This is a genomic window from Ensifer sp. 2TAB8 (assembly GCF_052115125.1).
Lineage (GTDB): Bacteria > Pseudomonadota > Alphaproteobacteria > Rhizobiales > Rhizobiaceae > Ensifer.
The window spans coordinates 310500-333024 of sequence record NZ_JBFRGB010000002.1; the positions used below are offsets into that span (position 1 = coordinate 310500).

The window sequence follows — 22525 nt, forward strand, 5'->3', positions numbered from 1 at the left end:
GAAATATCATGGCCGACATGTCCCTTCCCAAGATCGCCACGGACTACAACCGCATCTCCTTCGGGCTGACGCTGATGGTGATTGCGGTGCTGCTTTCGCCGCTGATCGACATCTTTGCAAAGCTGGCGATCGCGACCGTGCCCTCGGCCGAAATCACCGCCGTGCGCTTCGTGCTGCAGGTCGTCTTCATCCTGCCGATCGCGCTGGTGCGCGGCAGCCTCTTCGATCTCACCTGGCGCAAGACCGGCCTGCATGCGCTGCGCGGCGGCCTGCTCGTTGTATCGATGCTCTCCTTCATCACCACGCTGAAAGTGATGGAAGTCGCCGATGCGATCGCGATCTTCTTCGTCGAGCCGATCATCTTGACGATCCTCGGCAGCATCTTCCTGAAGGAGACCATCGGCTGGCGGCGTTACACCGCCTGCGGCGTCGGCTTCTTCGGCGCGCTGCTCGTCATCCAGCCGAGCATGCAGGAAGTCGGGCCGATCGCGCTTCTGCCCATCGTCGCCGCCTTCGGCCTTGCCGTATTCCTGCTTGTCACCCGCATGGTCGCGCAGAACGAAGACCCCTGGTCGATGCAGTTCCACGCCGGCGTCTGGGGCGCGCTCTTCTGTCTTGTCCTGCTTTACTTCGGCGACGGCACCGGTTCCGGCATCTTCGATCCGGTCTGGCCGCAGGGCGTCACATGGTATTACCTGCTTGGTGTCGGTGTCACCGCCACCATCTCCGGCGTGCTCGGCGTCTATGCCTATCGCGCCGCTCCGGCGTCGGTGCTGGCGCCACTGCAATATCTGGAAATCGTCTCGGCGACGATCTTCGGCTGGCTCGTCTTCGGCGACCTGCCTGACGCGCTGAAGTGGCTGGGCATCGCCATCATCATCGGCTCCGGCCTCTACATCATCTGGCGCGAGCGCCGCATTCACAAGGACACGAGCGTCGCTCCGGTGTCGCCAGCCATCTGACAACAACACTCTGACTACAAAAGAAAGACCATCGGGAGGAATATCATGAAAACTGGAGGCCAGCTCGTCGTCGACGCACTCGTCGCCAATGGCGTAAAACGTATCGCTTGCGTGCCGGGGGAAAGCTACCTGGCGGTGCTCGATGCGCTCTACGACACCGACATCGACGTGGTCGTCTGCCGCCAGGAAGGCGGCGCTGCGATGATGGCGGATGCCTGGGGTCGGCTGACCGGCGAGCCGGGCATCTGCATGGTAACCCGCGGCCCGGGCGCGACCAACGCTTCGGCCGGTCTCCATGTCGCAAAGCAGGACTCGATCCCGATGATCCTCTTCATCGGCCAGGTGCAGAGCGAAGCGCGCGAGCGCGAAGCCTTCCAGGAAATCGAATATCGCCGCGCCTTCACCGAGGTTGCCAAGTGGGTGGGTGAAATCGACGATCCCGCCCGCATTCCGGAATTCGTCACTCGCGCCTTCGCGGTCGCCACCTCCGGCCGCCCCGGCCCGGTGGTCCTGACGCTGCCCGAGGACATGCTGACGCGCAGCGCCGAGGCGCCCGCCGCCAAGGCCTACCAGCCGGTCGAGGGTCATCCAGGTCCGGCACAGATCAAGCGGCTCGGCGAAATGCTCGGCAACGCCAAGCGGCCGATCGCCATTCTCGGCGGCACCCGCTGGACGGCGGAAAGCGTTGCTGAATTCCAGCGCTTCGCCGAACGCTGGAAGCTGCCGGTCGGCTGCTCCTTCCGCCGCCAGATGCTCTTCGATCACCTCCACCCGAATTACGCCGGCGATGTCGGCATCGGCATCAACCCGGCGCTCGCCAAGGAAGTCAAGGAAGCGGATCTGGTTCTGCTTATCGGCGGCCGCTTCTCGGAAATGCCCTCGTCCGGCTACACGCTGATGGATAGCCCCTACCCGCGCCAGACGCTGGTCCATGTGCATCCCGACAGTTCCGAGCTCGGCCGCGTATACCGGCCGGAACTGGCGATCGCTGCAAGCCCGCGCGACTTTGTCGCCGCCCTCGAAGGCCTTGCGCCCGCAAGCGAACCGACCTGGTCGGAGCGCACCGAGATCATGCACGCCGCCTATCTCAAGTGGTCGACCACGCCGGAAACCGGCCCGGGCGCAGTACAGATGGGCCCGATCATGAACTGGATCGAGGCGAACACGCCGCAGGATACGATCTTCACCAATGGCGCCGGCAACTACGCCACCTGGGTGCACCGCTTCCACCGCTTCCGCCGTTACGCCACGCAGGCAGCGCCTGCTTCCGGCTCCATGGGTTACGGCCTGCCGGCCGCAGTCGCCGCCAAGCAGCTGCACCCGGATCGCGAAGTCATCTGCTTTGCCGGCGACGGCTGCTTCCTGATGCACGGGCAGGAATTCGCGACCGCCGTTCGCTACCGCCTGCCGATCATCACCGTCGTCGTCAACAATGGCATCTACGGCACGATCCGCATGCACCAGGAGCGTGAGTATCCCGGCCGCGTCAGCGCGACCGACCTCACCAACCCGGATTTTGCAGCACTCGCCCGCGCCTATGGCGGCCATGGCGAGACGGTCGAGAAGACGGAAGAGTTCGCCGACGCGTTCCTGCGCGCCCGCGCCAGCGGCAAGCCGTCGATCATCGAGATCAAGCTCGATCCCGAAGCGATCACCCCGACGCGCACGCTGACGGACATTCGCAACGGCTGATCTATCAGAAAAGATTGCGACCGCTGCTCATTGCGGCGGTCGCAAACGACGACTTGCCCTACTCCTCGAGCCACTCGGTCGAAAACGTGCCGGCCGCATGCAGGTCTATCGATTCAAGCCTTCCCGGTCCGAGGTTCTCGAACTTGTGCGGCACATTGGCCGGCGCCACGACGATCTGGCCGGCTTCGGCGTCGATGGTGCGATCGCCCACAGTGAAGCGGGCGCGGCCGACACGCACGATGAAGGTCTCGGGATAGGGATGGCGGTGCAGCTTCGGCCCGTCGCCGATCTCGTCGGTGGCAAAGAAGATCACCGAAAGGCCCGCACCATAGGCGCCGCCCTCGAACTCACCCTTCCAGGCCTCGGGCTCATCCGCCCATTGCTCGCGCGAAATGAGATGCGCTTCGGCCATGCCGGTCCTCCACTGTCAGATGGAACGATACGGCCGAGCGCGAGAGCTTGGTTTCAGCCGCGGATATGCTGGGTCTGCTGGTAGACGGCCGTCGAGCGGGCGCCGGAGCGGCAATAGCCGAGCATCGGGCGCTGGAACTCGTCGAGCGCGTCGACCATGCTTTTCACGGCATCGGCGGTCACACCCATCGGGCCCACGGGAATGTGCATGGTTTCGATGCCGAGCTCTTCGGCGCGTGCGGCGATCGAATCGAAGGTCGGCTGATCCGGCGCCTCGAAATCGGGGCGGTGGCAGACGATGGACTTGAAGCCGAGCGCCTTGATCTGGTCGAGATCCTCGACGGTGATCTGGCCGGAGACCGAGTATTCGTCGTTGATCTGGCGGATGTCCATGGTCGTCTTCCTCAGGAAATGTGGTGGCCTCTGATGTAGGCGCAGCACTTCTCCGCGTCAATTCAAAAGCCGTGGCTCAGGCAACGGCAAACGCGATCGCGTAGCTGCGCGCCTCGCCCGGCAGAAGCGGTATCAATTCTCCGGCCGCCGCCAGATCCGGCCGCTTGGCGATACGGTGCGACACCGGCTCGATGCTGATCACATCCGCCGCACCACGCTGGCAGCGCCACATCTGCAGGAACGGCAGCGTGTCGGTCCGAAACCGTACGGTGAGATTTCGGTGGCCGAGACCGGCAAGTCCTGCAAGGCTGACGTCCGACCAGCCATCGGCACCGGCGGCCGCCGGCAGGCAGAAATGCGCGCTCTCGCCATCGCCAAAGCGCCAGCCACGTTCGCCGCCCTCGAGCGAAGCGCTGACGATACGGGCTTCGTTCCCGAGCAACCGGCCGCCAATGTTGAGGTGATACATCATCATCGGCGGAAAGGCGGAGGCGCCTGCGTTGACGACGCGATCCTCGAGCACGACTTCGTTCCGTACGGCATCGATCTGCCAGCGCCGCTCGACCCGCGCCTGCCCGCCGCCCGCAAGCACCACCTCGATCGTCGCCGTACATTCGGCTCCGTCGGGTGCCATCTCAGTGCGGCCGACGGCAGTCCCGGCAAGCGACCCGTGCAGCGGGTAGCGCGCGCCTTCCGCCCCGCCCTCGATCGGCTCCGGGTGGCGGATATGTTCCGGCCCGCAGGTAAAGAGGAAACCGGCCAGCGCCCGGTCGATCCTGGCATCGCCATCGGAGGGGATCGCCGCACCCGGCGACAGGTCGACGCCATCGACGACGAAAGCGGCGATGTCGAGCGCCGAGAGGCGATCGTACAACACATGATTCTCCTGCCTGTCAGCAGGCTCATCCAGCGTCCTCAGCATTTGCTCTTCCTCAAATCGGCCGCAGAATCACTGCAATCACAAAGAGATGATAGCTGAGGAGAGATGCATTTCACCGGTTGAAGCCCGGGATTGCCCCGCTTAGATAGAATTTAACTGCTTGTTCATGATGAATTCATTTTTTTCACATTAACGTCGAAATCCAAATGTACCGCGCCACATTCACTACAATGAAAACAGGTTCTCACGTGACGTCAGCGACCCGCATCGGCCTCTCGCTTCTCGCCGCAGCCGGCTTTCTCGCCGTGGATTTGGCGAGCGCTTTCGCGCAGGATTATCGCGGCAGGAATCGCTATGGCGACGACGTCATGCTGGTCACGCCCGATGGCGAAATCCTCGACTATGTACCGCGCGCCGACGAGGTGCAGACCATGCGCGACAGCCGCGGACGCACGCTGCTGATCGATAGCTGGGGCAATGTGGTGGCGACCGTGGTGCCCAATCGCGCCCGCCGGGATAGCTACGGCAGCTCCCAGGGTGGCTATGGCGGCTATCGCCGCCAGGGCGACGTCGACATCTATTCGAACCGGCGCAATCGCGACACCGAGCGCGGCTACGGCTATTCCGAGCCAGGCGAAGTCACCGGCTCCATCCCCGACTACCGCGACGTCGTGCCGCCATCGACAGACGGCAACGAGTTGCCGAACAGCCTTCCGGGCCTGATCGACGGCACGGAAGAAGCCTCGATCGATCCGAACGACACCCAGCCGATGCGCCCGTCGATGCCGCCGGCAATGACGGTCAAGAGCAAGTCGCGCGCCGAGATCACCGCGCTGCAGGTCTTCCTCGACCGCGAAGGCTTCTCGCCCGGCGTGATCGACGGCAAGATGGGCTCGAACGTCACCAAGTCAATCGAGGCCTGGCAGCAGGCGACCGGCGAAACGCTCGATCCCAATAACACCGATGACATTCTGGAGCGGCTGCGCATGAACGGCGGCATGCCGATCACCAGCTACACGATCACGGCTGCGGACGCTGCCGGCCCCTATGTCGCATCGATCCCCGAGGATTACGCGCACAAGGCCATGCTGCCGCACATGTCCTTCACCTCGACGACCGAAATGCTCGGCGAGAAGTTCCATATGGACGAAGGCTATCTGCGCGAGCTGAATCCGGGCGTCGATTTCACCATTCCCGGCACCATCATCAAGGTGATCAACCCGGGCGCGAACAAGACCGGCAAGGTCGCCCGCATCCTCGCCGACAAGGCGCGCAAGCAGGTGCTGGCCTATGACGACACCGGCAAGCTGATCGCCGCCTATCCGGCAACGATCGGCTCCTCCGACACGCCGTCTCCCTCGGGCACCGTCAATGTCGAGCGCATCGCCCTCAATCCGGGTTATACCTATAATCCGAAGATCAATTTCCAGCAGGGCAGCAACGACAAGATTCTCACCCTGCAGCCGGGTCCGAACGGCCCGGTCGGCACAGTGTGGATCGCGCTCTCCAAGCCCACCTACGGCATTCACGGAACGCCGGAACCCTCCAAAATCGGCAAGACCCAGAGCCATGGCTGCGTGCGCTTGACCAATTGGGATGCGACCGAGCTCGCCAAGATGGTCAGCCCCGGCGTCACCGTAGAATTCGTCGATTGACGCATCGCTTTTCGGCAGGGCTGACCAGCTCTTCCGAAAGCATTATTTGCTCGCCTCCCCCAATTGGGTGAGTGACTTCGGCTGAACGGCGTAGAAGATGGGGAAGCCTGATCGACCATCCACGACAGGTGCATTTTTAAAGCTGTATCGCCGAAGCGGGACGACGTTTCGGCAAAGACTTTTCAGACGAATACATTTTCCAAGACCGCAGCTGCCGACGACCCAGCTGCGGTTTTTTTCCGGTTTCGCACCGCCCATCCCCTCGGTGGCTATCGCACCGGCTTGCATCATGACTTCATGATACATTGTCATGAGAATTTTCCCCGCAATCGGCTATCACCGAGAGAACCTCGATCTACAAGGCCGACATCCGGCCGCACTTGAAGGATTGCCGCGATGGCGACGGAGCGTACCCTGCCCAACCTCTGGCATGCGACGGCACCGGCCGCGCCGGAAACCAAGCCTCTCGGCCGTGACCTGACGACCGATGTCGCCATCATCGGCGGCGGCTTCACCGGCCTCTCGGCGGCTCTTCACCTCGCCGAAAAAGGGATCAAGGCAACGGTCATCGAAGCCAGGATGATCGGCTTCGGCGGCTCCGGCCGCAATGTCGGTCTGGTCAATGCCGGCATGTGGGTGAAGCCAGATGATCTCATCTCCACGCTCGGTCCGGCCGCCGGCAACCGACTGCTCACCGAACTCGGCGACGGACCGTCCATGGTCTACGCCCTGGTCGAGAAGCACGGCATCGCCTGCGAGGCCGTCCGCAACGGCACGCTGCACATGGCCGTCGGCAGCGAGGGCGTGACGGAGATCAAGGACCGCGAGGCGCAGTGGCAGAAGCGCGGCGCTCCGGTCGAGGCGCTTTCCGCCGAGCGGGCGCGCGCGCTCTCCGGCGCCGAAGGCTTCTCGGGCGCCCTGCTCGATCGTCGCGCCGGCACCATCCAGCCGCTCGCCTATGCTCGCGGGCTTGCCCGCGCGGCTCTTGCCGCCGGCGCCGAGATCTATACCGACACGCCGCTCACCGGCGCCGAGCGCCAGGGCGACACCTGGGTGCTGAAGGCGGGCAAGGGCGTCGTGCGCGCCAAGCACGTGATCCTCGCCACCAACGCCTATGGCGGCCTCTTTGCCGAGAGCCCGTGGCAGGCGCATACGCAAGAGCTGACGATCCTGCCCTATTTCCAGTTCGCCACCAATCCGCTTCCCGATGTGGTCGCAAGCCGCATCCTGCCGGAACGCCAGGGCACCTGGGACACCGGCCTCGTCATGACGTCGTTCCGCATGGACCAGCAGAACCGGCTGATCTTCGGTTCGATCGGCCGGCTCGACGCGATGGCCGAAGGCACGCACCGCGCCTTCGCCACCCGCTCCGTGCGTAAGCTCTTCCCCTATATCGGCGATTTCCGCTTCGAATACTGGTGGGACGGCCGCATCGGCATGACCACCAACAACCTGCCGGCGATGCACACGCTGGCGCCGAACGTGGTCTCCGTCAGCGGCTACAACGGCCGCGGCATCGCGCCGGGCACGGTCTTCGGCCGGGCACTCGCCCACCACGTCACCGGTGAAACCTCGGCGATCCCGCTTGCGGAAACGCCGGTCACGCCGGACACCTGGCGCACGGTGAAGTCGGCCTTCTACCACGCCGGCGCCCAGGCCAAGCATTTCATCGATCGGCGCTTCTGAGCGCCCCAGAGAATGCAGCGGACCGGCCGCGCCGGTCCGTCATCTCGGCTTCTTTTCTGTTACCTTCCAGGAAAGCCCGGCGACCCCGGGTCGGTCCCGACAGCCGGCCTTCGCAGACCGTCGCCGGTCGGCCAATGTGTTCGGCTGTCCCTCCTCTGGCTGCACCAACAACCCACCATCGGTACATTCACTCCCGATCGCGATCGCGTTTCAGCGATTCCAAGCACCTTGAAAATGAGATCGTTCTGGCCACGCGGCGCGCGGCGCGCATGCGCCCCCCCAGAAACCGATTGCGAAATACCATCAGTCGATCTAACCTGCACCGATTGCATATCGCAATCAGGTCCGCGCGAATGTGCCAAGAGGAGAACGTGGCCATGGCTAAGCTCGTGTTCGGAATGAACCAGTCGCTGGACGGCTACGTCGACCATATGGAGTTTGCGCCAAGTCCCACACTCTTCCGCCACTTCATCAAGGAGGCCGAACAGCAGACGGGCAGCCTATACGGTCGCCGTCTCTACGAGATCATGCGCTACTGGGATGACGAGCATCCTGAGTGGGATGCGGACAGACGGGCCTTTGCTGCGGCTTGGCGAAAGCAGCCGAAGTGGGTCGTATCGCGCTCGCTAAAGTCTGTCGGCCCCAATGCCAGCCTCGTTGGAAGAGATCTCGAAGGCGCGATCAGGGCGTTGAAAGCCGAGCACGTGGGCGAGATCGAAGTCGCCGGCCCGGTCTTGGCGCACAGCCTCACCGAGCTCGGCTTGATCGACGAGTATCGGATCTACCTGCACCCGGTCGTACTGGGTCAAGGCACCCCCTATTTCGCCGGCCCCCGTCCACGACTGCGCCTCGTCGCTCATGATCGGATTGGTGAGGACGTGGTACGGCTGACCTACGTTCCTGCATAAACTGACGACTTGCCGATCGCGATTGGCTCGGCGCGAACGCGACATGACCGCTCTCGTCCGGGGCGGGACGTCGGCGCAAGGACAGCATGGATGTGTAGCCAGGCTCATCTGGTTGCGGCCAGCCAGCCCGGCGCACTCCGCTTTCCGGAGAGGTGCGTTGCGCCGGGGAAAGCCACCGCCTGCGGCAGCGCGAGGAAGGCGATTGCCGCTTCCCACGCCTGCGATAAGCGCGTTGCGTGCGTCCATGCCGACAGTAGGCAGAGCAATGATAATCGGTGCGGCAAGCAATGACGATCGAAGCGCCATCTGGGAAATAATCCGTCCGACCATCCGCGCGGGCGAGACCTATACGCTCGACCGCGACCTTAGCGAAAACGATGCGCTGGCTTACTGGATTGCTCCCAACCGGGAAACGTTCGTTGCGGAAGAGAATGGCACCATTTTAGGTACATACTATATCCGGTCCAACCGGGCGGGCGGCGGGCAACATGTTTGCAACTGCGGCTACATGACAGACGCAAAGGCAAGCGGCCGAGGCGTGGCCCGCCAGATGCATGAGCACTCTCTCGCGCATGCGCGCGCAAAGGGCTTCTGGGCCATGCAATTCAACTTCGTCGTCAGCAGCAACGAACGTGCGGTGCGGCTGTGGCAGTCGCTCGGATTTGAGATCGTCGGTCGGCTTCCGGAAGCATTCCTTCACCCTTCGCTCGGCTATGTCGACGCCTTCGTTATGTTTCGCAAGCTTTAGGCGGACACTTGTGGTCGATCCGCAGACTTCGCAGCGAAGCCCTTGCCCCTTCCGCAGCCGCCGCATTCCGCAGATCTGCCACCCCAACCAAGACGCGCCGGATCATCCCTGACCCGAGGCGCCATCTTTAAGACCGTAGCGCGTGATCACGCGGCCGCGCGGTAGCACAAAGCAGTCTTCCACCTGTCACGGCACGCGGGAATCCATTTCAGGATAAAGAACAACGCTTTCCTGGGCGGTCGGCTCGTTGCGCGCCCCGATGAATACGGCCGGTTCAGCTCCCCGATTGACGGCCACGTGCAATACGTTCGCAGGAATGTAAAGATAGTCTCCGCGGTGCATGACATCCCGGTGCTGGAGTTCATCGCCACTCCACAGCTCCAACTCTTCACCGCTCAACATGTAGAAGGCGCTCTCATGGCGCTCATGCACATGCGCCTTGGTGCGCTTGCCAGGCGGGATCGTAGCGATACCGAGCCACAGTGCGGTTGAACCAACGGACTCCGCACTGATGCCGGGCAGATAATCGGATCCCTGTTCAGCTCGGTATCCTGCGTCCCCTTTGGAGACCAGGGCTTTGCCCCGCGAGAAGCCCGCATCGGTTCGTTCTTTTGAAATCGTCATTTTGGTCTCCTCCATGGTAGTCTGGTCGACCTACGCAAAAGGATCGCAAGAACACCGACTGGAGTCCTTAATGGGAGGGCGAAAAGTCCCGAATTCTTTTAAAGAAGCCGTAGCCGGGAGCGTCGAGCCGCAACAGTTCGCGTTCGGGGCGTTCATCCTCGACATGCAACGCGGCGCACTGACTTGTGAAGGGCGGCGCGTGGCAATTGGCCATAAGGGCCTGTTGCTGTTGAACGCGCTCGTGCGCGCGTCGACGCAGGTTGTGAGCAAGTCCGCGCTGATGGAGGCTGCCTGGCCCGCCGCTATCGTTGAGGAGAGCAATCTCTCGGTTCAGATCGCTGCCTTACGAAAAAGGCTGGGTCCCCAGCCGGAGGGAAGCGCATGGATCGCCACCGTGCCGCGCGCGGGGTATCGTTTTGCCGGCCGGGTGAATAGCCTGCATCCTGCTGCCGCTGATATGCCCTCGGCGTTGCCCGGTTCGCTTGCGAACCTCGGCAGACCATCGATCGTGGTTCTTCCGTTTGCCAATTTGAGCAATGACAGGCAACAGGCGTATCTGGTGGATGGCATCACCGAGGATGTCATCACAGCGCTCACGAGATTTCGGTGGTTTCGGGTCATCGGGCGCAATTCGAGTTTCGTCTACAGGAACAAGTCCGTAAGCGCCAAGCAGGTGGGCCACGAACTGGGTGTCGGTTATGTGCTCGAAGGAAGCGTGCGCCGCTCCGGCGGTCGCCTTCGGGTCTCCACTCAACTGGTCGAAACCACCTCGGCCAGCCAGGTCTGGGCCGAACGGTATGACGTGGAACTGGAAGATGCATTCGCAGTTCAGGACGCCATCGCGGAGAGGGTCGCCGGTGCGATTGAGCCGGAACTGCTGAAGACGGCGTCACTCCCCGCGGCGGCGCGGCACACGGGAAACATGACGGCGTGGGAGACAGTGCGGCAGGGAACCTGGTATTTCCACCACGTTGGCCAGCAGACCCACCTGGTGGCGCGAGAGCTATTCAGGGAGGCGTGTCGGCTCGACCCCGAACTTGCGGAAGCCCATCTCTGGCTTGGTCGCGTGAGTGCAGGCATCGTCGCCTATGGATGGAGCGAGCATCCTTCCGAAGATATCAGGGAGGGGTTGGATGCTGCCTTGGCGGCCGTTCGGCTCGACGAAAAGAACCCATACACACATTACGCGTTGGCGATCTGCAGCGCCTACTCGAATGCCCCCGAACAGGCGGTCCTTGCGGCCGAAAGGGCGATCGAGATCAGCCCGAGTTTCGCTCTCGGCCACCTTGTGTTGGGAATGGCTGAGCTCTTCAGAGGGAGCGCGTCTAGTGCCATAGCGCCACTGGAACGCGGCCTCACGTTGAATCCCAGCGATCCCCAGAACTTCGTTTGGCTGAACTTGCTGGCGCTGGCCCACCTGTTTGCAGGCGACGGAGCCAACGCGCTTGCCGCTGCCGTGAAAGCCCAAAAGGTGCGGCCCGCATGGCGGCCGGTCCAGGAAACGCTGGCCTGCTGCTATGCGACTGCCGGGCGTCTTGCAGAGGCTCGATCATCGCGCGCGTTGATGGGCGAAATGGAGAACCCTCCGGGCGATGCTTTAGAGCCGCTAAGACAGCGCAATCCGCATTGGCAGCAACGATTGGCAGGATTATTGGAGCAAATCCCGGATAGCCAGCTTCCGACAGGTGAGCAGACAGCCTGATAGGCACGTAACGAATGCTGTACGCGCGATTGCAGGCAGGCGAGGTTTCCGGCTCGTTCGGCGAGCTTCCTCGGGCCTGTCTCGACTTTCTCCGGTTGCCGCACGAAAGTCCTGGTGCTGAAGAGCGCCCGGCTCCTCCAGTGGCGCCTGTGCCGGGGCTCACCTTGTCGACGCGGAGAACGTGACATCCTACCAATTTGAGTCTGGAGCCAGGATTGGACCGGAACCCAGCGCAAAGAAGCCCCCCCATTCCGCAGCCTGTCAGCCCAAAAGCAAGGCGCCCCGGATCCCTGACCCAAGGCGCCATCTCTAAAACCGTAGCGCGCGATCACGCGGCCGCGCGATAGCCTGACGCGGCACTGACCTGCACCTGACCGGACGTCCGGAAGGCGCGAAGGCGCGTGGCGATGTGCTCGGCCTCGCCCGTCAGCGCCTGGCTGGCGGCATTGGCCTCTTCGACCATGGCGGCATTCTGCTGGGTGATCTGGTCCATCTGGGTGATGGCGATGTTGACCTCCTGCAGACCGGTTGCCTGTTCAGCGGTGCTGGCGCGGATCGCGCCGAAGACGGAGCTGACTTCCACCACCTGCGCCACGATCTGCTGCAGCGACTGGGCCACCTGGTTAACGGAGTTCACGCCGTCGTCCACCTGGCCGCGCGACTTGGCGATCAGGCCCTGGATGTCCTTGGCCGCTTCCGCGCAACGCTGGGCGAGCGCGCGAACTTCGGAGGCGACAACCGCAAAACCCCTGCCCGCCTCGCCGGCGCGCGCCGCTTCGATGCCGGCGTTCAGCGCCAGCAGGTTGGTCTGGAAGGCGATCTCGTCGATCACGTCGACGATTCGCGCGATGCTGGCCGAAGACGTCTGGATCTCCTGCATCACCTCGATCGCGTGGCTGACGATCTCGCCGCTCTGCTCGGCATTGGCGCGGGCGGCAATCACGGTCGAATTCGCCTGGTCGGCGCCTTCGGCGGTCTGCTTGACCGTACGCGTCACCTGCTCGACGGCGGCTGCCGTCTCTTCAAGGTTTGCAGCCTGGCGCTCCGTACGCTTGGCAAGATCATCGGCCGCCGCCGCGATTTCCTTGGCGCTGGTGTGGATCTGGCTGGCACCGGCCTCGATGCCGCCGATGGCGCGCGAGAGCTCGCCGATCGCGTGGTTGAAGTTTTCGCCAAGCTCCTGATAGTCAACCGGCAGATCAGCGCCGATGCGCGCCGTCAGGTCGCCGTCGGCGATCTTCTTCAGCGCCGCGCCGAACGTCTTGCTGATCAGCGCACGCTCGGCCGCCAGCACTTCCTCCTGGACGGCACGCTGCTTGGCCACATCGGACGCGTCCATGTAGACGGAGATCGACAGGTCCATGTCGAGGAAGACGCCCTTGACGAGGCTCGACAGCATGGCGCCCAGCTCTTCGGCCGAGGTGGCCTGGCGCGAGAACAGGCCACGCTTTGGCCAGTGCGCCTTGACGATTTCGGTAATCAGATGTTCGGCGACCAGCGCGTAGCCGCCGATGTACCAGCGCGGCTCGAGGCCGATGCGCGCGTGGACCTGGCCGATGGTGCGAACCTTGGCGCTGTAGTCCTCATTGAAATTGGCGTCGGCGATATTGGCCCAATGGCCGACCTGCGCACCCTTGGCACGGTCGATGTGGCTGTCGGACGAGAAGAACCGCTTCGTCTCCGGCGTCGTCTTCACCTTGCTGTAGAACTTGTCCAGCGCCGGCTTCAGCTCCTTCTCGAGGATCGGCTTCAGCGCCTTGAGGCTGGCTCTGGCGGCATCATCGAGCGCCATGAAATTCAGACGACCGGCAACGTCCTGCGTGCCGGCAGCGGTGTGTTCCGTTTTCATGCGCGAACTTCCCTGCATGCTCTGCTGCACGCTTGCTAAATCCGTTCGATCTAGAGACAAAACATGCGGCAGTTCAAAGTGATACAGCGACCCTTGCGCATCCGACGGGACGCGCGGCACTGTCGTGGACCATGGAGACAGGATCGACGGCGCAAAGCGTCTGAGATCATGGCCGCAGTCATGGCGGCCGATTGCCTGTCTGCGGTGTTCGCGACGGGCAAGCTGTGTCCAAAGGCACAGTTAGGACGCCAGGGTAAAGGAAGCCTTACGGGCGACAGCTATTTCGCGAGGATGAAAACAGGATTCAACCGGAACTGACGAATGTCAATTCCGGTTGATACGCAATAAACGACTGGAGTTTGGCGGGTCAGGCCGCGTTGCGCGAAGCCCAGGACGGCATGCGAGCGGCCCAGGAACGGCGCGTCTTGACCGGCAGCAGCGCCTGCACTTCCTTTGCCAGCGCAAACGCGTTTTCGCGCGCCTTGTCGAGGTTGCTGACGCGGGCCGGGTCCATTGTCTGCAGCGTGCCGCCGCAGTCGAAGATTTCGCGATAGGCGGCGCGCTCGACGATCGGCGTATCGAGCACCGAGACGCCGCGTTCGGCGAGCATGGCCTTGATCGTCTGCAGCGCGCGCGTGGTCACGAGCGAATTGACGCGGGTGAGCACGACCGAATGGTTGATGCGCTGCTTGGAGCGGTCTTCGATCTGTCGGATGAGTTCGAGGATCTGTGCGGCCCCCTTTGCATCCATGGCGCAGCCCTGCACCGGGATCAGCACCTGGTCGGAAACGGCCAGTGCCAGTGCGACAATTTGATCTTTAGCGCCCGCGAGATCGATGACGATGTAATCCGCCTCGTCCTTCATCTCGCGGATATGACATTCGAGCGAGCCGGGCGTGATGTGCGAGATGACCGTGAGATTGGCGATGTGGCCGGAAACTTCGGCCCAGCTCGTGATCCAGCGCTGCGGATCGGCATCGAGTACCACGACGCGGTGTCCCTGCCTCGCCAGCTCCGTCGACAGGATCAGCGCCGCCGTCGTCTTGCCCGCGCCGCCCTTTGCATTGGCGAAAGTGATGACCGCCATGATATTCCTCATTCTGTGCGTGTTCCGCGCTGAACCCTGACGGCCAAAACCGGTGGTTCGCTGCTTAACGAAACCTTTCAGAACATGGTTAACGAATTGGTAACGCGGGAACGTGAAACCTGACAGTCGGGGGCCAGAGGACCGGCAGCACGCGGCGATAACGATGGAAAGAGCCTAGTTTTGCGGCGTCAGGCCGGCACCACGACCGGCTCGGCCGTGCGCTCCGAGCGGTAGCACATCGACGAGAACGGGCCGTGTCGCATCGCCTCCCCCGCCGGATTGAGAAGCGTCAGCACGTCGTTGGCGAAATCACCCGCGTTTGCCTGGGCCTTCGCCAGATTGCTGACCCGTCTCGCGTCGAGCGAATATAGTGTGTCGCCCTGCTCGAAAAGTTCACGGAACGCCGTGCGCTCGACCAGCGGCGTATCGACCAGCCGGATCCGGCTCTCGCAGAGCATCAGCTTGACCTTGCGCATGGCGCGCGTTGTCACGATCGGGTTGACCCGGGTCAGCAGCACCGCGTGGTTGATGTTGGCGCGCGCATTGTTCTCGATGTAGCGGATGAGTTCGAGCACATGGGTGGCGCCGCGCGCGTCCATGACACATCCCTGCACCGGGATCAGCGTCAGATCCGAGAGGCCGATCGCGAGCGCCACCAGCACGTCCGCAGCGCCGGAGAGATCGATGACCACATGCTCGACACGGCCGCGCAGGCGCCGCAGATGATCGCTGAGCGTTGTCGTCGTCACGCCTGAGATGATGGAGAGATTGCTGTCGTTGCGGCCGTGGCGGAACCAGTCGGTCATGCAGGCGAGCTGATCACAATCGAGAACCGCGACCCGGTCACCGCGCCGGGCGAATTCGCAGGCAAGCAGCAGCGCTGCCGTCGTCTTGCCCGCTCCCCCCTTCGCATTCGCGAGGGAAATAATCGCCATCGGTCGACCCTACTCAACGCAGGCCCCCAGATCCCGGGCCATACATACGCACGCTCTAATGGAAGCGTTTCAGATCGCGGTAAACGAAGCGTAAAGGAAACGCTTGGCGGACCTAAAACGTGACAGTTGCGTGACAATTAGGTGACAAATCGGCTGCAATGGCAAGTGGTATTTTCAACCCATCTAAACCAAGGGGATTTGGCGCCTCACACAAAGCGAGGCGCCAGCATGCCCTGTCAGATGCACTCGCGGAAGAGCTTCTTCGCGGCATCGAGCGTCAGTTCGACCGGGTTGCCGCCGGCCGTCGGGTCGACGATCGCCATCTCCGACATTTCGTCGATCCGGTCGGTGCCGACGCCGAGGGCTGCGAGCTTGTCCGGAACGCCGAGTTCCTCGCGCAGCTTCAGCACATAGTCGTAGAAGCCGTCGAAGCCGCCGGAAATGCCGAGATAGGCGGCAGCGCGCACTATTCTGTCCTCGATCGCCAGGCGGTTGAAGCGCAGGACCGGCGGCATCACGACGGCGTTGGTCATGCCGTGGTGGGTGTTGTAGATCGCGCCCACCGGATGCGACAGCGAGTGGATGGCGCCGAGGCCCTTCTGGAAGGCGACGGCCCCCATGGCGGCGGCACTCATCATGTTGGCACGGGCCTCGATGTCGGTGCCGTCCTTGTAGGCACGCGGCAGGTATTCCTTGACCAGCCGCATGCCTTCGAGCGCGATGCCGGCCGACATCGGGTGATAGAAGGGCGAGGAATAGGCTTCCAGGCAATGGGCGAAGGCATCCATGCCGGTGCCGGCGGTGATCACCTTGGGCATGCCGACCGTCAGTTCCGGGTCGCAGATGGTGACTGCCGGCAGGAACTTCGGATGGAAAATCACCTTCTTCACGTGGCTTGCCGAATTGGTGATGACGCTGGCGCGGCCGACTTCAGAGCCGGTGCCGGCAGTGGTCGGCACCGCGATGATCGGTGCGATGCCTTCGACGCTCGCGCGCGTCCACCAGTCGCCGATGTCCTCGAAGTCCCAGACCGGGCGGCTCTGTCCGGCCATGAAGGCAACGCATTTGCCGAGATCGAGGCCCGAGCCGCCGCCGAAGGCGACCACGCCGTCGTGACCACCGTCCTTGAAGGCCTTCACGCCGGCCGCAAGGTTGACGTCGTTCGGGTTCGGATCGACGTCCGCAAAGATCGCCCGGCCGAGACCGGCGGCGGCGAGGATGTCGAGCGCGTTCTGCGTGATCGCCATCGGCGCGAGGCCCCGATCGGTGATCAGCAGCGGCTTCTTCATGCCGACCGCCTTGCAATGGTCGGCAAGCTCCTTGATCCGGCCGGCACCGAACTTGATGGCGGTGGGATAGCTCCAGTTGGCGGTGATGGTCATGCGGTGACTTTCTTCAGATGGTAGGATTTCGGACGGGTGAGGTTCTGGAAGCCGATGACCGACAGCGAGCCGCCACGGCCGGTTTCCTTGACGCCGGTCCAGCAAAGCGCCGGGTCGAGATAGTCAGCGCGGTTCATGAACACCGTGCCGGTCTCGATGTCGGCGCCGATGCGCGCGGCGCGCTCGGCATCCCTGGTCCAGAGCGATGCGGTGAGGCCGTACTGGCTGTCGTTCATCAGCTCGATCGCCTGGCTGTCGCTCTTCACCTTCATGATGCCGACCGCCGGGCCAAAGGTCTCTTCGCGCATGAAGGCCATGGAGTGGTCGACATTGGTGAGGATCTGCGGCGCGAGATAGGCGCCGCCGTCATCGGCTGGGAAGAGCTTCGGATCGATCAGCGCCTTGGCGCCCTTGGCGACGGCATCGGCGATCTGCTCGCGCACGGTCGCGGCAAAGCGCTTGTTGGCCATCGGGCCGAGCGTCGTTTCCGGATCGAGCGGATTGCCGAGCTTGTAGTTGGAAACCCAGGCGACCGACTTTTCGACGAAGGCGTCATAGAGCTTTTCATGCACATAGATGCGCTCGATGCCGCAGCAGCACTGGCCGGAATTGTAGGTGGCGCCGTCCATCAGCGTATCGACGGCGGCATCGAGGTCCGCGTCTTCCATGACGTAGCCCGGATCCTTGCCGCCGAGCTCGAGGCCGAGGCCGGTGAAGGTGCCGGCGGCGGCACGCTCGATCGACCGGCCGCCTTCGACCGAACCGGTGAAGTTGACGAAATCGAAGCTCTTGGCCGCGATCAGCGCCGCGGTCGTCTCGTGGTCGAGGAAAATGTTCTGGAAGACGTCGGCGGGAACGCCGGCTTCGACGAAGGCGCGCACCATGCGCTCGCCGACGAGGATCGTCTGGCTCGCATGCTTGATGATGACGGTGTTACCGGCCATCAGCGCCGGCGCGACCGTGTTGATCGCGGTCATGTAGGGATAGTTCCACGGCGCGACGACGAAGACGACGCCATGCGGCTCGCGGGCGATGCGGCGCTCGAAGCGGTCGCTTTCCTCGATCACCAGCGGCTTCAGTGCATCGGCAGCAATCGTGGCGACATAGTTCGAGCGCTCGTTGAAGCCCTTGAACTCGCCGCCGTAGCGCACCGGCCGGCCCATCTGCCAGGCAAGCTCCGGCACGACTTCGTCGACCATCTCGTTCAACCGGGCGACGCCGGCCAGCACCAGGTTGACGCGCTCGTCGAGCGGCCGGCGTGCCCAGGCCTTCTGCGCTTGGCGGGCGCGGGAGACCACCTGTTTTGCCAGCTCCAGCGGCATCGCCGGGCGTTCTGCATAGACCTCGCCGTTCACCGGCGAAATGCACTTGATCATGCTCATGATCGTTTTCCTGCTTTCATTGCGAATGATGCGGTGGCCGCGCCTTTCCAGGAGCGGCCACCGGTTTGAAGATCAGAACCTTCCATCAGGCCCGTTCGAAGCCGCGCGCGACTTCCCAGTCGGTCACGCGACGGTCGTATTCTTCCTGTTCCCAGCGTCCGGCCCGCGCGTAGTGCTCGATGACTTCGTCACCGAAGGCAGCGCGCAGCATCTTGGATTCGCTCAGCGCCGAAGTGGCATCGCGCAGCGTGCGCGGGATTTCGCGCACGTCCTTGCCGCCATAGGCGTCGCCGACAAAGGGCGCTTCCAGTTCAAGTTTGTTCTCGATACCGGAAATGCCCGCCGCGATCAAAGCTGCAAAGGCGAGATAGGGATTGAGATCGGAGCCGCCGACGCGGCACTCGATGCGGATCGCCTTGGTGTCCTCGCCGCACAGGCGATAGCCGGCCGTACGGTTGTCCTTGCTCCAGACCGCCTTGGTGGGGGCGAAGGTACCGGCCATGAAGCGCTTGTAGGAATTGATGTAGGGCGCCAGGAAATAGGTGATCTCGCTCGCATGGGTGAGCAACCCCGCCACATAGTGGCGCATCATCTCGGACATGCCGTATTTGCCGCCCTCGTCGAAGAAGTGCGAGGTCTTGCCGTCGAGGCTCCAGAGCGATTGATGGATATGCGAGGACGAGCCGGCCGCCGAATAGTTCCACTTGGCGAGGAAGGTGATCGCCTTGCCCCGTGACCAGGCGATCTCCTTGCAGCCGTTCTTGATGATCGCATGGCGGTCGGCCATCGTCAGTGCGTCGGCGTAGCGCACGTTGATTTCTTCCTGGCCGGCCGATGCTTCGCCCTTCGAGTTCTCGACCGGGATATCGGCCCCCTGGAGACCGTTGCGGATCGCCCGCATCACATCCTCTTCCTTGGTGGTCTGGAAGATGTGGTAGTCCTCGTTGTAGCCGCTGGCGAGCTGCAGGTCGCGATAGCCCGACTGGCGGGCATCGTCATAGGACTGGTCGAAGAGGAAGAACTCGAGCTCGCTCGCCATATAGGCCTTGAGGCCCATCTTCACGAGCCGGGCCACCTGCTTCTTCAGGATTGCGCGCGGCGAATGCGGCACTTCCTCGTGGGTGTGGTGGTCGAGCATGTCGCAGAGCACCAGCGCCGTGCCTTCGAGCCAGGGAATGCGGCGAAGCGTCGAAAGGTCCGGCTTCATCGTATAGTCGCCGTAGCCCTTTTCCCAGCTCGTCGCCTTGTAGCCGGGAACGGTCTCCATCTCCATGTCGGTCGCAAGCAGGTAGTTGCAGCTATGCGTTTCCTTCCAGGCGCCGTCGACGAAGAACTGCGCGTGGAAGCGCTTGCCCATCAGCCGGCCTTGCATGTCGACCTGGCAGGCGAGCACCGTATCGATGCGGCCGGCGGCGACGTCTTCCTTCAACTCATCAAACGTATAGCTCATCAACTTCCATCCCATGTTTTGTCACGCGGCCGTTCCCTTGAGGTCACGATATTTTTTGGCCGCGTGAACGTGATCAGCTCGAATTGTTTGGCGCGGGATGCGGGCCGGAAACCGCGCACATTGTCTTTCGATTTCGTTCCGGCCCCAAAGAAAAGGCGGAAGTCGCGGTCGCGCTTCCGCCCTCCTGTCGTTGATCAGATCTGGCCGACGGCCTTTTCTGCGGCGGCGATCTCCGCCTGGCGGCGTGCCACTTCGTCACCGATCGGCGGGCCACGGAAGCGGCGGCTCTCGAAGCCGAACCAGACCGCGCCGGTCAGCACCAGGAAGCCCACGGTGATGTAGAGCGCCCAGTCGTTCGGCGGCTGCACGCCGAGGATGAAGATCAGCACCATGGCGATGATCGACAAGACTGCGAACAGCTTGAACATGCTCTCGCCGAGGTTCCACGGGCCCATCTTGTCCCACTTCGAGGTTCCCCAGGCGAACAGGCCGAGCGTGATCGGGATCGCGAAGGAGAAGAACAGGAAGATGACGGTGCACGAAACGACGATGGTATAGACCGGCGTTTCACCGATCGAGACCAGCGACGAGCCCCAGACGAACAGGACGGCGAGGATCGAGCCGGTCCAGATCGCGGCAACCGGCGTGCGGTAGGTCGGGCTCACCTTGGCAAGCGCCTTGGAGGCCGGCAGGCCGCCGTCACGCGAGAAGGCGAAGATCATGCGCGACACCGAGGTGACCGTTGCCAGGCCGCACAGCCACTGGCTGACGAGGATGGCGAGATAGAGGACGTCTTTGACGATCGGATTGACCTGAGCTTCCATCGCCCAGAAGAATACGTTCCAGCCCTGCTTGGCGGCTTCATCCATGTTCGGGATCATCAGCACGAATGAGCACAGCATGATGTAGCCGAAGAGTGCCGACCAGAGCACGGAGGAGACCATGCCGCGCGGTACCGAATGGGCCGCCTTGACGGTTTCTTCCGAAGTGTGCGCCGAAGCGTCGTAGCCGGTGATCGTATAGATCGGCAACAACAGGCCGAGCAGGAACACCCAGGTGCCCGAGGTTTCCGGCCAGACGTTGCCGCCGGCTTCGCCGGAATAGTTGGAGAAGGTGAAGAGGCGCGCGATGTCGTAGCTGTCGGCAGCGACCAGGCAGACGAGAGCCAGGAGGATCGACGTCGCGAAGATCAGATAGCCGGAGAAGTCCGTGAGCTTCGCGGTCAGCCCGATGCCCATGTGGTTCACGAGCGCCTGGGCGCCGGTGATGATCGCGAGGAAGATGATGCGGGTCAGCGTCGTGTCTTCAAGCCCGAAATAGGGCGTGCCGAAGGACCCCATGAAGAAGTAGTAGGTGCCGACGTTGATCGCGCCGAGAACGGTGACGAGGCCGAGCAGGTTGAACCAGGCCGTCAGCCAGCCGGTGAAGCGGTTGCCGAGGATCGAGCCCCAGTGATAGAGGCCGCCGGCAGTCGGATATGCCGAGCTGATCTGCGCCATGGCGACGGCAAAGACGAAGGAAATGAAGCAGCCGAGCGGCCAGCCGATACCGATCGCGGCGCCCCCCGCGCCGGCCGTTGCCTGGGCCAACGAGTTGATACCGCCAGAAAGAATGCAGATGATCGAGAACGACACCGCGAAGTTCGAGAACTGGCTCATGCGCCGCTCGAGCTCCTGGGCGTAGCCCATAGAGTGCAAGACACTCATGTCCTGCTTTTTGTCCAAATCACTGTAGTCTGACATTTTTCTTCCCCTGATTTCTTCAGACCAGGCCGCCCCATTGCGGCTGGGTCCCATCAACCACCCGTCCCGGCGAGCCGGAACAGGACCGCGGCCATGCCGCTCCCCAGGGTCTTTTATTGTGCTGAAAGTGCCACTGCGCCTTTGCGGAGCAATCCTTCCAGATAATCGGCCATGACCCTTTGGCCGATTTCGTTGCGAATGAGATCGTTGCGGATCTCGATCATCACATTCGGCAGTCCGTTGTGGACGCCGTATTCGATCAGGCTATGGGTGACGCCGTCAGCCGGGCCATAGGGCTCGTTGCGGCGGATATCGAAGGCGACCTGCCCTTTCGTCGCAGCCACGAGCATATGGTCGGCCAGCCGACTGTCCGCGTCGTGCAGGATACCGACCTCGACCGACCGAGGCTTGCCGAAGTAGACGGGCGTGAAACTGTGCATCGTCACGAGAACGGGCGGCCTGCCGGCGGCCTTGCGCTCGGAAACGAAGCGCGCGACGGAATCGTGGAATGGGCGATAGATTTCGTCGACCCGCGCCTGCCGCTCGTCTTCGGTCATCGTCCGGTTTCCCGGTATCTCGTACACTTCGCTGAGGACCGGCATGGCAGCCTCCGCCTCGGGCGGGCGATTGCAATCATAGGCGAGCCGCGAAAAGCGCTGGTAGATCAGTGCCCCATCGAGCTTGGCGGCGAGAAGCCTGGCGACGGCAAGCGCGCCCGGATCCCAGGCGATGTGGCTTTCAAGCGCCTGCTCCGTAAGCCCGAGCGTACCCAGGCGCTCTGGAACCCGGCGCGAGGCGTGCTCGCAGACGAGCACGATATCGCCCTTCCCCGAGGCGTTTTCGATCGCAACCGGATCGCCATCTGCTTCTGTCAAAAGTCGCGTCAACACCGGCATCCCCTCTTGCCCCGTTAGACGTTCGTTAATGAAAAGAATTCTTCAGAGATTGGCAAGTGTCAATCAAAATCTGAAACGATCTCTTCAAAATTGCGATTGACTCCAATTGTGACAGCGATGTTTAATCTGTCACAAACCGGC

20 protein-coding genes are annotated in these 22525 nt (G+C 63.0%); 7 read left to right on the forward strand and 13 right to left on the reverse strand.

Annotated elements, in window-relative coordinates; genetic code table 11:
* Positions 1-8: 8 nt before the first annotated feature.
* Together AB4Z53_RS07230 and AB4Z53_RS07235 are read left to right on the forward strand one after the other, a co-directional pair.
* Entirely contained in the window at positions 9-962 is a 954-nt protein-coding gene (locus tag AB4Z53_RS07230) for a DMT family transporter (RefSeq protein ID WP_441595393.1), read from the forward strand.
* Positions 963-1007: 45 nt separating this feature from the next.
* Positions 1008-2654, forward strand: coding sequence for a thiamine pyrophosphate-binding protein (locus AB4Z53_RS07235; protein ID WP_441595394.1), 1647 nt, complete (start codon positions 1008-1010; stop codon positions 2652-2654).
* Between the two features lie 58 nt (positions 2655-2712).
* Here the strand turns inward: AB4Z53_RS07235 and AB4Z53_RS07240 are convergent, their stop codons facing one another.
* The 3 genes from AB4Z53_RS07240 to AB4Z53_RS07250 all read right to left on the reverse strand — a co-directional run bounded on the left by AB4Z53_RS07240 (position 2713) and on the right by AB4Z53_RS07250 (position 4380).
* A complete protein-coding gene (locus AB4Z53_RS07240; protein ID WP_441595395.1) occupies positions 2713-3066 on the reverse strand; it encodes a cupin domain-containing protein in 354 nt (117 codons plus the stop codon).
* A 53-nt stretch (positions 3067-3119) separates the two neighbouring features.
* Positions 3120-3458, reverse strand: coding sequence for a TIGR01244 family sulfur transferase (locus tag AB4Z53_RS07245; RefSeq protein ID WP_113540753.1), 339 nt, complete (start codon positions 3456-3458; stop codon positions 3120-3122).
* A 76-nt stretch (positions 3459-3534) separates the two neighbouring features.
* Positions 3535-4380, reverse strand: a complete 846-nt coding sequence (locus tag AB4Z53_RS07250) for a DUF4432 family protein (RefSeq protein ID WP_441595396.1) — start codon at positions 4378-4380, stop codon at positions 3535-3537.
* A gap of 164 nt (positions 4381-4544) precedes the next feature.
* Between AB4Z53_RS07250 and AB4Z53_RS07255 the strand changes: the two genes are divergently transcribed.
* Positions 4545-5993, forward strand: a complete 1449-nt coding sequence (locus AB4Z53_RS07255; RefSeq protein WP_113540755.1) for a L,D-transpeptidase family protein — start codon at positions 4545-4547, stop codon at positions 5991-5993.
* Between the two features lie 42 nt (positions 5994-6035).
* Here AB4Z53_RS07255 and AB4Z53_RS07260 read toward each other — a convergent pair whose 3' ends face one another.
* Positions 6036-6305, reverse strand: coding sequence for a hypothetical protein (locus tag AB4Z53_RS07260; protein ID WP_113540756.1), 270 nt, complete (start codon positions 6303-6305; stop codon positions 6036-6038).
* Between the two features lie 84 nt (positions 6306-6389).
* Here AB4Z53_RS07260 and AB4Z53_RS07265 point away from each other — a divergent pair, with 84 nt between their 5' ends.
* From AB4Z53_RS07265 to AB4Z53_RS07275, 3 genes are all read left to right on the forward strand, one after another.
* Positions 6390-7679 carry an NAD(P)/FAD-dependent oxidoreductase gene (locus AB4Z53_RS07265; protein WP_441595397.1) on the forward strand — a complete coding sequence of 430 codons (1290 nt, stop codon included), beginning with the start codon at positions 6390-6392 and terminating at the stop codon, positions 7677-7679.
* Between the two features lie 377 nt (positions 7680-8056).
* Positions 8057-8587 (forward strand): dihydrofolate reductase family protein, encoded by a 531-nt coding sequence (locus AB4Z53_RS07270; protein WP_441595398.1) that lies wholly within the window; start codon positions 8057-8059, stop codon positions 8585-8587.
* 265 nt (positions 8588-8852) lie between these two features.
* On the forward strand, positions 8853-9335 hold the full coding sequence (locus AB4Z53_RS07275; RefSeq protein ID WP_441595502.1) for a GNAT family N-acetyltransferase: 483 nt from the start codon (positions 8853-8855) through the stop codon (positions 9333-9335).
* A gap of 186 nt (positions 9336-9521) precedes the next feature.
* Here AB4Z53_RS07275 and AB4Z53_RS07280 read toward each other — a convergent pair whose 3' ends face one another.
* Positions 9522-9959, reverse strand: a complete 438-nt coding sequence (locus tag AB4Z53_RS07280; protein WP_113540760.1) for a cupin domain-containing protein — start codon at positions 9957-9959, stop codon at positions 9522-9524.
* Positions 9960-10029: 70 nt separating this feature from the next.
* Here AB4Z53_RS07280 and AB4Z53_RS07285 point away from each other — a divergent pair, with 70 nt between their 5' ends.
* Entirely contained in the window at positions 10030-11661 is a 1632-nt protein-coding gene (locus AB4Z53_RS07285; RefSeq protein ID WP_441595503.1) for a winged helix-turn-helix domain-containing tetratricopeptide repeat protein, read from the forward strand.
* Between the two features lie 328 nt (positions 11662-11989).
* Here the strand turns inward: AB4Z53_RS07285 and AB4Z53_RS07290 are convergent, their stop codons facing one another.
* The 8 genes from AB4Z53_RS07290 to AB4Z53_RS07325 all read right to left on the reverse strand — a co-directional run bounded on the left by AB4Z53_RS07290 (position 11990) and on the right by AB4Z53_RS07325 (position 22375).
* On the reverse strand, positions 11990-13510 hold the full coding sequence (locus AB4Z53_RS07290) for a methyl-accepting chemotaxis protein (protein WP_441595399.1): 1521 nt from the start codon (positions 13508-13510) through the stop codon (positions 11990-11992).
* A 367-nt stretch (positions 13511-13877) separates the two neighbouring features.
* Entirely contained in the window at positions 13878-14597 is a 720-nt protein-coding gene (locus AB4Z53_RS07295; RefSeq protein ID WP_441595400.1) for an AAA family ATPase, read from the reverse strand.
* A 188-nt stretch (positions 14598-14785) separates the two neighbouring features.
* Entirely contained in the window at positions 14786-15532 is a 747-nt protein-coding gene (locus tag AB4Z53_RS07300) for an AAA family ATPase (RefSeq protein WP_441595401.1), read from the reverse strand.
* 236 nt (positions 15533-15768) lie between these two features.
* A complete protein-coding gene (locus tag AB4Z53_RS07305) occupies positions 15769-16914 on the reverse strand; it encodes an iron-containing alcohol dehydrogenase (RefSeq protein ID WP_441595402.1) in 1146 nt (381 codons plus the stop codon).
* Positions 16911-18296, reverse strand: coding sequence for an aldehyde dehydrogenase family protein (locus tag AB4Z53_RS07310; protein ID WP_441595403.1), 1386 nt, complete (start codon positions 18294-18296; stop codon positions 16911-16913). Before AB4Z53_RS07310 ends, AB4Z53_RS07305 begins: the two co-directional genes overlap by 4 nt.
* An 85-nt stretch (positions 18297-18381) precedes the next feature.
* Positions 18382-19746 carry a glutamine synthetase family protein gene (locus AB4Z53_RS07315; protein WP_441595404.1) on the reverse strand — a complete coding sequence of 455 codons (1365 nt, stop codon included), beginning with the start codon at positions 19744-19746 and terminating at the stop codon, positions 18382-18384.
* A gap of 194 nt (positions 19747-19940) precedes the next feature.
* Complete coding sequence (locus AB4Z53_RS07320) at positions 19941-21488, reverse strand: amino acid permease (protein WP_223724985.1); 1548 nt, start codon at positions 21486-21488, stop codon at positions 19941-19943.
* A gap of 113 nt (positions 21489-21601) precedes the next feature.
* Positions 21602-22375: an N-formylglutamate amidohydrolase gene (locus AB4Z53_RS07325; RefSeq protein ID WP_113540458.1), complete on the reverse strand. Its 774-nt coding sequence runs from the start codon at positions 22373-22375 to the stop codon at positions 21602-21604.
* Between the last annotated feature and the right edge of the window lie 150 nt (positions 22376-22525).